Below are 8,834 nucleotides of genomic sequence, written 5' to 3' on the forward strand. Positions count from 1 at the left end.
TTTTTTCTTTTTTCTTCCGGCAGATGTTTTACCATGATGGCCAGGACCAGCGCATTATCAGCTGCCAGAATTCCTTCAAGCCCTACGAGTACGAGCAGCACCCAGCCATATTCAATCAATAATTGTGCATCCACGATTCTACTCTCCTTTTTTATAACAAAAAAATGGTCTCTACCACCGTGGTAAAGACCATTAAAATAGACCTTTACCACAGTGGGTAAAGGTCTCGCTAACAACGTCCGTTGCCAGTAAAGCCGGGGATTTATTTATCCCGGAATGACGACTTTACTGTCCAGCTACTCCCCTTTAGGAATGCTAATTCTAACCTTATCTTAGCATTCAACGGCATTTTGTCAACGGGTCAACGCCCACATTTAATGAATTATATCTTAGTATGATATCTTAAGATTATCGTTATTCATTAATGGGAGTTTACCCTCGAAACTCGAAATAAAAACAATAATCAGCCCTGAACAAACGTTTGATTAACGGGGGCATTCGGCTTTATCAGCAAAAAGTCGTGAAATTTCTACAATGACCTTTGTCGCTTTTTCCATATTATTTAGAGAGATGTATTCGTATTTACCATGAAAATTTTCTCCTCCCGTAAATAGGTTAGGCGTAGGTAAACCCATATAGGATAATTGCGATCCGTCTGTTCCCCCTCGAATCGGCTTCACTAGAGGGGCAATCTTCAACGTCTCCATGGCTTCATGAGCAATATCTACAATTTGTTTAACCGGCCTGATCTTATCCCCCATGTTGTAATACTGATCATTCATTTCAAGGGCCACACGCTCTTCCCCATACTTTTCTTTCATTTGGTCAATCATTATTTGTATTTTATCTTTCTTCTGACTGAATTTCTCTTTATCATGATCACGAATCAAGTAGACGAGATTGGCTGCCTCTACATCTCCTTTGAAGGAATTCAGATGATAAAACCCTTCGTATTCTTCCGTATATTCTGGTGCTTCTTCTTTAGGAAGCTGCTCCTGAAATTCGATAGCCATTTTTACAGCATTCAGCATTTTCCCTTTCGCAGTTCCGGGGTGCACACTGTTCCCATAAAATGATACTTTTGCCATCGCTGCATTGAAGCTTTCAAATTGAAGCTCTCCTAGTGGTCCCCCGTCGACTGTGTAAGCATAGGAAGCTCCAAACCTTTCTACATCGAACTTATGAGGGCCCCGCCCTATTTCTTCATCAGGGGTAAATGCAACACGAATCTTGCCGTGTTTGATTTCAGGATGTTGAACCAAGTAATCCATGGCCGTCATAATTTCAGTTACTCCCGCTTTATTATCAGCACCAAGCAGGGTTGTACCATCTGTTGTGATGAGGGTATGGCCTTTATAATCCTCAAGTTCAGGGAAATCTTTTTGAGATAGAACAACATCATCGTTTAGCTGGAGATCTCCCCCATCGTAGTCCTCTACTACTTGAGGGTTTACATTCTTCCCAGTGAAATCCGTAGCTGTATCCACATGGGCTAAGAAACCAATTACGGGAACATCTTTATCTATATTTGCAGGTAAAGTTGCCATTACGTAAGCATTCTCATCAATCGTGACATCCTCCAATCCTATAGCCTTTAATTCCTTTACCAGCTTTTTCGCAAGCTCCCACTGGCCCTCTGTCGACGGTGTGGTTTCGCTATTTTCATTCGATTGGGTATCAATGGTGACATACGATTTGAATCGTTCCAAAAGCTCTTTTTTCATTTAATATGGCTCCTCCTTCAACTATGTACAACTTCTTTCTTCAGTGTATAAAGTATCCTATTGAAAGTAAATGTATTGCTTGAAAATGGATGTTTGGCTATCCTTGAATTATCGCTGATGTTTTAAAACCTAAAGGAATTCTCGGCAAGATTATCGAATAACATTTAGGTACTCATTCTATTTACATAAAGGTGTGTCAAATTTGATTCATAAAAAATGGTTCCAAACACTCGTAGCTGGGATATTAGCTTCCCTGCTTATTCTTTTACTGCACGAAATTCACTTCTTTTTCGCTCCATTTTTCACCTATCTCGGGGCCATCGCTCTTCCATTGATCGGGGGAGGCATCCTCTTTTATATTTCAAGGCCCGTCCTCCACTTTCTGGAGAATAATAAAGTCCCGAGACTTTTAGCGATTCTAATCATATTTGTTCTGTTCATATTCTTAGGCTTTTTAATAATTCAATTCATCGCACCGATTGCTCAACAGCAATTCTCCAGATTAGTTAATAATATGCCGCGGATGATAGACATGCTGACGGACACCGTCACGTACTGGCAGCAAAACCAGGATATCATACCAAGCCAGTTTGACAGTACGATTGAAAGCGTGATTCAAAACTTACAATCTTACCTCCAGGATGCATCGAAGATCATCATTAATGTCATCAGTCAGTTGATTGGCTTTGTTTTCGCCCTTGTTCTGATCCCGTTTTTCCTTTTCTTCATGCTGAAAGATGGAGATAAACTCGTCCCGTTCATTAAACAGTTTTTAAGCAAACGAAAGGCCAAGAGTTTTGAAAAATTAGCTCATTCTGTCGATCATACCTTGAATGCTTTCATTCTGGGGCAAATGACAGTCAGTATTGTTGTAGGTTTATTGTTGCTCGTGGGCTATCTCATTATCCACTTGGAATATTCATTAACGCTAGCATTATTTGCGATGTTTATGAATGTAATTCCTTTCGTCGGTCCATTTCTTGCGGTTATCCCTGCTATATTAGTGGCATTCTTCCAGGATCCTATCTTAGCGGTTTGGGTAGCGGTAATTATGGTCGTGGCTCAGCAGATCGAGGGGAATTTTGTCTCCCCTAACGTAATGGGAAAAGCATTGAACATCCATCCTTTAACTATCATTACTCTGATTTTAGCTGCGGGAAGTTTAGCAGGGTTTATAGGATTAATTTTCGCTATTCCTGCCTATGCGGTTATCAAAGCCATAGTGAGTCACTTCTATAATGAATGGCTGGAAAGAAATGAGACAACAGATCATCGTAATTAATTGTCGTAATCGATAGAACCCGCTATGATTTCCATAGCGGGTTCAATTTTTGATCGTACAACTGAAAAAGGAGGTTTCCACAGATGCAGCAGCCATTACCTAAACTTTGGACTTGGCCATTTATCTTTTTAATCCTAGCAAACTTATTCACCTTCATGAGCTTCCAGATGCTGCTCCCGAACCTTCCACCTTACATTGAATCAATTGGTGGAAGCAGTCTGCAGATCGGACTCATTACTACGACTTTCGCATTTGCAGCTATTCTCATCCGTCCTTTTATTGGACATTTATTAATGACAAAACCGAGAAAATTATTAGTCTTGATCGGCTCCATTTCTCTACTCATCATGACAGCCCTTTACCCTGTCACTCAGATCGTAGTCTTTCTGCTGCTTATTCGATTTATTCACGGCATTGCATGGGGTTGGTCAACAACCGTCAATGGAACAGCCGCCGTTGACATTGTCCCGAGAAGACGTGTAGGTGAAGGTATGGGATATTTCGGTTTGTCTGTTACTGTCGGTATGATCATGGCTCCCAGTTTAGGGATCTATTTGTATCAGAACTATTCATTCAATCTGCTTGTTTGGATTGCAGTGGCTTTAGGGACCATTGCGATCGTTTTGTTTTCAGTTACAAGCTTTGTCACTCCAGACAGCGTCTATAAAAATCAGCAGAATCCACCCAAGTTTTCATTTTTCGGTTCATTGATCGAACAGAAAAGCCGTTACCCTGCACTTGTCACGTTTCTTAACACATTTGGATACGGTTCTGTCGTCACTTATATTGTCATATTTGGCAATGAACAAGGCTTATCCGGGACCTTTCTCTTCTACTTTTTCAATGCTGTATTTGCAACGATTTCAAGGCCGGTAACTGGAAAGTATTTCGACAAAAAAGGGCCATGGAAACTAATAATGATCTGTTCCCTGATTTCTTTCGCAGCTATGTGGATTTTATCCCTGGCAAGCGCCAATTGGCATTTAATCCTGGCAGGGGCGTTATTCGGTATCGGATTTGGATCAATGATGCCTGCGCTTCAAGCCTGGGTCATTTCAAAAACGACGACCGAAAGAAGTGGAATAGCTAATGGCATGTATTACTCCTCTATCGATCTGGGTATCGGTTCGAGTGCATTCATTCTTGGATTCATTTATAACTTTGTTGATACAGCCACCCTATTCAAAATATCAAGCTTTATGTTTTTAGCGGTCATGATCCTCACTTTCCTCGATTACAGAAAGCAAACAGAACCATGGATAGGCACATAACAAAACTCCCGTATCGTTTAAGATACGGGAGTTTTTAGTTACTTTTCCTTACTCGCCTGCAGACTTTATCTCTTCCTGAAGCTTGTCTAAAATTTGACCATCAACCGTTGAAACTTCATTTCGATAGAAGTCACGGACAGGCATTGCTTTTTCTTTGAACATTTCACGTTGTTCTTTCGTCAACTCAACAATTTCAGTTGGGTTTTCTTCATCATTTTTAATTTCTTCCAGCCATTTTTCATTTTGTTCTTTTTGCTCATTGAATACCCATTCCTGCATTTCAGAAACTGTTTCATCAACCATAGATTTCATCTCATCATTCAGACCTTCATACCAGTCTGTATTAACCGTAGTCATCGCAACATAGTTGTTGTGATTAGAAATCGTCATATAATCCTGAACTTCATAGAAAGAAGCATCACCGATAAAGAAGATCGGATTTTCCTGACCTTCCACCGTTCCGCGATCAAGAGCAGTATAAAGCTCAGACCAGCTCATCGGAGTAGGATCAGCACCATATGCTTTATAGGACTCTAAAATCAAAGGAGATGTTTGTGTACGCATCTTGAAGTTTTCGAAATCGCTCGGTTCAGAGATTTCTTTACTAGACGTCCACTGCATCGCACCTTCTGTCCAATAAGAAAGCGGGGAAATACTATGTTCTTCATATTTTTCACGTAAATCTTTATTTAGAGCTTCACTATCGTTCAAAATTTGTTGTGTTTTCTCTACACTATCAGGAAACAAGAAATGCAAAGCGAAGATTTGACCTTCTTTTACCATATTCCCTGTGAACCCTGGGGACATGACCGCCATTTCTACGGCACCATTTTGCAGTTGCTCTACTTGGTCTGTCTCGCTTCCAAGCCCGCCGAATTCGTAAACATCAATATTAACAGCACCATCTGACTTTTCTTTCATCCGTTTCGCGAACTCTTCTGCGTATTCATATTGAACTTGACCATCCACTTCTTCCGTTACAAACTTCCAGTTATACGTTTGGCCATCACTACCGCCAGCGTTCTCATCACCATTGCCGCCTCCACAGGCAGCTAACACGATACTTAATACAAGCAGTACAGCTGCAGTCAGTAAACTCTTTTTCTTTAAAATTTTAATGACCTCCCAATTTTTTATATACACTTTCTACTTACAATAAAATAAGAGAAAGTTCTTCAAAGAATATAAGCAGTATTGATATAGCCACCAACATAAGGATATAAGGTGGTGTACCTTTGATTACTTCTAAATAAGGTTTGTTGAAAACCGCACTCGCCGTAAATATATCGACCCCAAATGGTGGTGTCGCAGAACCCAGAGCAGCCTGGAACGTGATAACCACGCCTAAATGGACGGGATCAATTCCAGCGTTTATCGCCGCAGGATAAAAGATTGGCGTTAATACGAGAATGACGACAATCGGGTCAACAAACATACATCCGATAAAAAAGAAAATCGTTACCATCAACAGAACATAGATGGCGCTTGGATTTGATCCAAGAACTGTCTCTGTAATCATCTGTGGAATTCTAGCGAATGAGATTACCCAAGTAAATGCCTGTCCACCGGCTACTAAAACAAAGACTGCTGATGTGACCAGCCCTGTAGAGCGCGCGATCTTTGGCAGCTCCTTAATATGAATAGAACGATAAATAACCACTTCCAATATAAACGCATAGAGGACTGACATCCCCGCTGCTTCCGTCGGACTGAAAACCCCCGAATAGATTCCGCCGATAATAATGACGGGGAATCCTAAAGGAAGAATAGCTTTTCTTGTCATTTTTAGACGTTCGCTCCATGAAGCTTTATTCGCTAGTGGAATGTCTTTAGCTTTCGCATAAATGACACTATAAATCGCAAAACTTACAAATACGATTATTCCAGGAATGATTCCGGCAATGAATAAGTCCCCTACCGATGTTCCTGATACCAATCCGTAAATGATCATCCCAATACTCGGGGGGACAAGCAGGGCTACGTCACTAGAATTAATGATTAGAGCAATAGCCGTCGGATCTTTATAGCCGATCTTCAAGAGACGCTCTCTCATCGGTTTACCAATCGCTACAACCGTTGCCTGGGTGGAGCCGGAAATCGCTCCAAAAAGGGTACAGGCTGCAGCCGTTGTCACTGCATAGCCTCCTCGAACATGCCCGATAAACGAACCTATAAAATCCAACAGACGGTTGGAAGTCTTTCCGGTTGTCATAATATCTGCTGCGAAAATAAATAATGGGACAGCTAGTAGAACGTAAGGTTCTATCCCTGTTGAGAATTGTTGCATTAAAATCATTGGGTCCAGGTTTGGAAAATACAAGAATAATACAATTAATGGTGCCGCCATAAGCGGAATCATCATTGGAAAATTCAATAGTAAAAGGACCACCATGATTGTAAGTAAAGTAGCAACCATATTGTTATCCTTTCTGCATCTTTATTTTTTTGTTTACAAATGCGTTCCCTCATGAACTTCATGTTTGCTTTGATCGTTATAATCTTTTGCATCGGTTCCGAGGTAGACCTCATTTCGATCCTTGATGTTGATCCACATGTTTCTAAGGAATTGAATGCCCCCCAGCAAGAAACCAATTGGAATGAAAATGTACAAATAGTAAGCCGGCATCTGCAAAGCAGAAGTCACCCTGCCTGACTCATACACGTCATAGACATACAATGCTGAGAAGTAAGTAAGTACAAATAAAACGATAGCTGTTACGAATGGTATGAAGATGGCTAGTATCTTACGGATCTTAAATGGAGCTAAATCATAAAAGGCCGACATACTAATATGACGCCCCTTTCTAGCCGCATAACTTATACCCATGAACGTCGCAACTACAATTGCGATCTGACTGACCTCATCTGCAAATGGCGGGGAATAATTAAAAAATGCCCGGCTCAAAGCCTTCCCTACTACCATTAATGCAATGATAATCACAGCGTAACTAAGTATAAATTCTTCTATTTTCAGTATTAATTTGTCTACACTCTTTAATAGATTCAAATAATTACGCCTCCTAATGTAGTCATGATGCTGAAAAAGCCTAGTTACATAAAATCATATCGAACGTTTGGCCTATACTCAAATCAATCTGAATAGAAAATTCAGTCTATTTTCACGGTATGTTGCACTGACAAAGGATAAGAGCATAATATCAGCTATTTGGTAGATATAGCGGCATACAAGTAGGTAATACTCTATATTTGATTATGCCCTACTCAAATCATGTTGATTCTTTTGATGCTTTTGGCTCAAAATGATAAACAAGCGAGTTACCGACCCACTTGTACCCTATTTTTTTATAAATGGAATTCGAGGTTGGATTGTCTAGATCCGTGTAGAGGGCACAAAACTTACAACCTTCGTCAAGCAGCTTCTTGGTGAGTGACCACACCGCTTGTGATGCATATCCTTTTCTTTTATGCTGATCTGGAGTATAGACCGCGTTGATTGTGGAACCGTTAGGGGTTTTTCGAGCGCGATTCACCATCGACACGGGTTCTCCCCCCACTACCCATAAGTGGGCTCTCTTGGTTTGAACCATATCTTGGGCCAACTCCTTGGCTTGACCTCGAATGATCGACTCATTCGTTTCCTCGCCAAACCTTCCCAGCCATTCAGCAATCCTCGGGATGTGATGATCTTCTGCTACTACGAGCTTTCCTTCCTGATGAGCAATAGGCAGTAATTTTTCTAATCTATAGATGCCTTGCCTCATATGTAAGTTTGCTTCTTTCGTTTGATCCAACCCTTTCCAAGCCTCTAAAAACCACATTACTGCCTGTTCTTCTCCGAGAACACCTGGGACATCATAATTATGCTCAAATAGGTAAGCGGCAAGAGATTGGATGTGTTGTTGCTTCATTCTTTCAACAGACGGAAGTATCCATAAGTGTGGTGGTGTCCGCATGGTAAGGTATACAGGAATCCCTTCTTCTTCTATATGTAATAAGTTCGCTGTCATGGCTGAAGGATCTTCCTGCATCCTTTGAAGAATACCTAAAGGTAAGTTGTTTTCTGCTTCGCTATTCGTTAACAAATTTTGGGCTAGACTACCAAATGCATGTACATCTTCTTGTTTTATAACTTTCATATTAGTACCCCTCTCCTAGTAGAATAAACCTACTCTAACTTTGAAGTTAGACAAATAGGAAAATTAATACTATTATACTTTCTTGACACACCTTCTACAATAAAAGAAAGGAGTGAGTTCAGAATGACTAAAAAAGAAATTCAAGAGCAAATTGCATTTCTGAAATCAGATTATGTGCGTATACAAGGGGATCTCGACAAGCTTGAAGCTAATGGTGCGAACGTGTCTAATGCCGAAGCCCAGCTGGAGCGCATTGAGAACGAACTTAAACAGTTAAACAAACAACTGGCTGAAACTAAATCTTAATTTAAGGTAGTAACATCCCATATTTGTGATTTTTCCTATTCCTATAAAGCTCCCATTTGCTGAAGACTCAGTTTCGAGACTTCTTCCTATTTCCGTTGCCTTGGAAAAAGGAGTTCCGGGAAATCACTCGCTTTCCATGGGCATGTGGTGAGCT

General features: G+C 40.6%; 8 protein-coding genes and 1 pseudogene. 3 read left to right on the forward strand and 6 right to left on the reverse strand.

What is annotated here, in order from left to right:
• Window positions 1-155 (reverse strand): annotated as a pseudogene (locus LD39_RS23485) (hypothetical protein); the annotation flags it as partial.
• Window positions 156-485: 330 nt separating this feature from the next.
• Window positions 486-1,724 (reverse strand): peptidase T, encoded by a 1,239-nt coding sequence (gene pepT / locus LD39_RS07555; protein WP_035544737.1) that lies wholly within the window; start codon window positions 1,722-1,724, stop codon window positions 486-488.
• A gap of 202 nt (window positions 1,725-1,926) precedes the next feature.
• On the opposite strand from pepT, the gene LD39_RS07560 reads away from it, so the two are divergent.
• Window positions 1,927-3,006 carry an AI-2E family transporter gene (locus LD39_RS07560; RefSeq protein WP_035544739.1) on the forward strand — a complete coding sequence of 360 codons (1,080 nt, stop codon included), beginning with the start codon at window positions 1,927-1,929 and terminating at the stop codon, window positions 3,004-3,006.
• An 83-nt stretch (window positions 3,007-3,089) separates the two neighbouring features.
• Window positions 3,090-4,277 carry an MFS transporter gene (locus LD39_RS07565; RefSeq protein WP_035544742.1) on the forward strand — a complete coding sequence of 396 codons (1,188 nt, stop codon included), beginning with the start codon at window positions 3,090-3,092 and terminating at the stop codon, window positions 4,275-4,277.
• Window positions 4,278-4,325: 48 nt separating this feature from the next.
• Here LD39_RS07565 and LD39_RS07570 read toward each other — a convergent pair whose 3' ends face one another.
• The 4 genes from LD39_RS07570 to LD39_RS07585 form a co-directional block, all read right to left on the reverse strand.
• A complete protein-coding gene (locus LD39_RS07570) occupies window positions 4,326-5,414 on the reverse strand; it encodes a DctP family TRAP transporter solute-binding subunit (protein ID WP_231572530.1) in 1,089 nt (362 codons plus the stop codon).
• A 13-nt stretch (window positions 5,415-5,427) separates the two neighbouring features.
• Window positions 5,428-6,693, reverse strand: coding sequence for a TRAP transporter large permease (locus LD39_RS07575; RefSeq protein WP_035544744.1), 1,266 nt, complete (start codon window positions 6,691-6,693; stop codon window positions 5,428-5,430).
• Between the two features lie 33 nt (window positions 6,694-6,726).
• Window positions 6,727-7,284, reverse strand: coding sequence for a TRAP transporter small permease (locus tag LD39_RS07580; protein WP_035544746.1), 558 nt, complete (start codon window positions 7,282-7,284; stop codon window positions 6,727-6,729).
• 220 nt (window positions 7,285-7,504) lie between these two features.
• Window positions 7,505-8,374 (reverse strand): GNAT family N-acetyltransferase, encoded by an 870-nt coding sequence (locus LD39_RS07585; protein ID WP_035544748.1) that lies wholly within the window; start codon window positions 8,372-8,374, stop codon window positions 7,505-7,507.
• A gap of 123 nt (window positions 8,375-8,497) precedes the next feature.
• Here LD39_RS07585 and LD39_RS07590 point away from each other — a divergent pair, with 123 nt between their 5' ends.
• Window positions 8,498-8,680: an SE1832 family protein gene (locus tag LD39_RS07590; protein WP_035544750.1), complete on the forward strand. Its 183-nt coding sequence runs from the start codon at window positions 8,498-8,500 to the stop codon at window positions 8,678-8,680.
• Window positions 8,681-8,834: the final 154 nt, after the last annotated feature.

It is taken from the genome of Halobacillus sp. BBL2006 (assembly GCF_000786645.1).
GTDB lineage: Bacteria > Bacillota > Bacilli > Bacillales > Halobacillaceae > Halobacillus.

Excerpts from the sequence above, each read along its gene's own strand:
- pepT (WP_035544737.1), bottom strand. The coding sequence starts at position 1,724 with ATGAAAAAAGAGCTTTTGGAACGATTCAAATCGTATGTCACCATTGAT.
- LD39_RS07565 (WP_035544742.1), top strand. The coding sequence starts at position 3,090 with ATGCAGCAGCCATTACCTAAACTTTGGACTTGGCCATTTATCTTTTTA.
- LD39_RS07575 (WP_035544744.1), bottom strand. The coding sequence starts at position 6,693 with ATGGTTGCTACTTTACTTACAATCATGGTGGTCCTTTTACTATTGAAT.
- LD39_RS07585 (WP_035544748.1), bottom strand. The coding sequence starts at position 8,374 with ATGAAAGTTATAAAACAAGAAGATGTACATGCATTTGGTAGTCTAGCC.
- LD39_RS07590 (WP_035544750.1), top strand. The coding sequence starts at position 8,498 with ATGACTAAAAAAGAAATTCAAGAGCAAATTGCATTTCTGAAATCAGAT.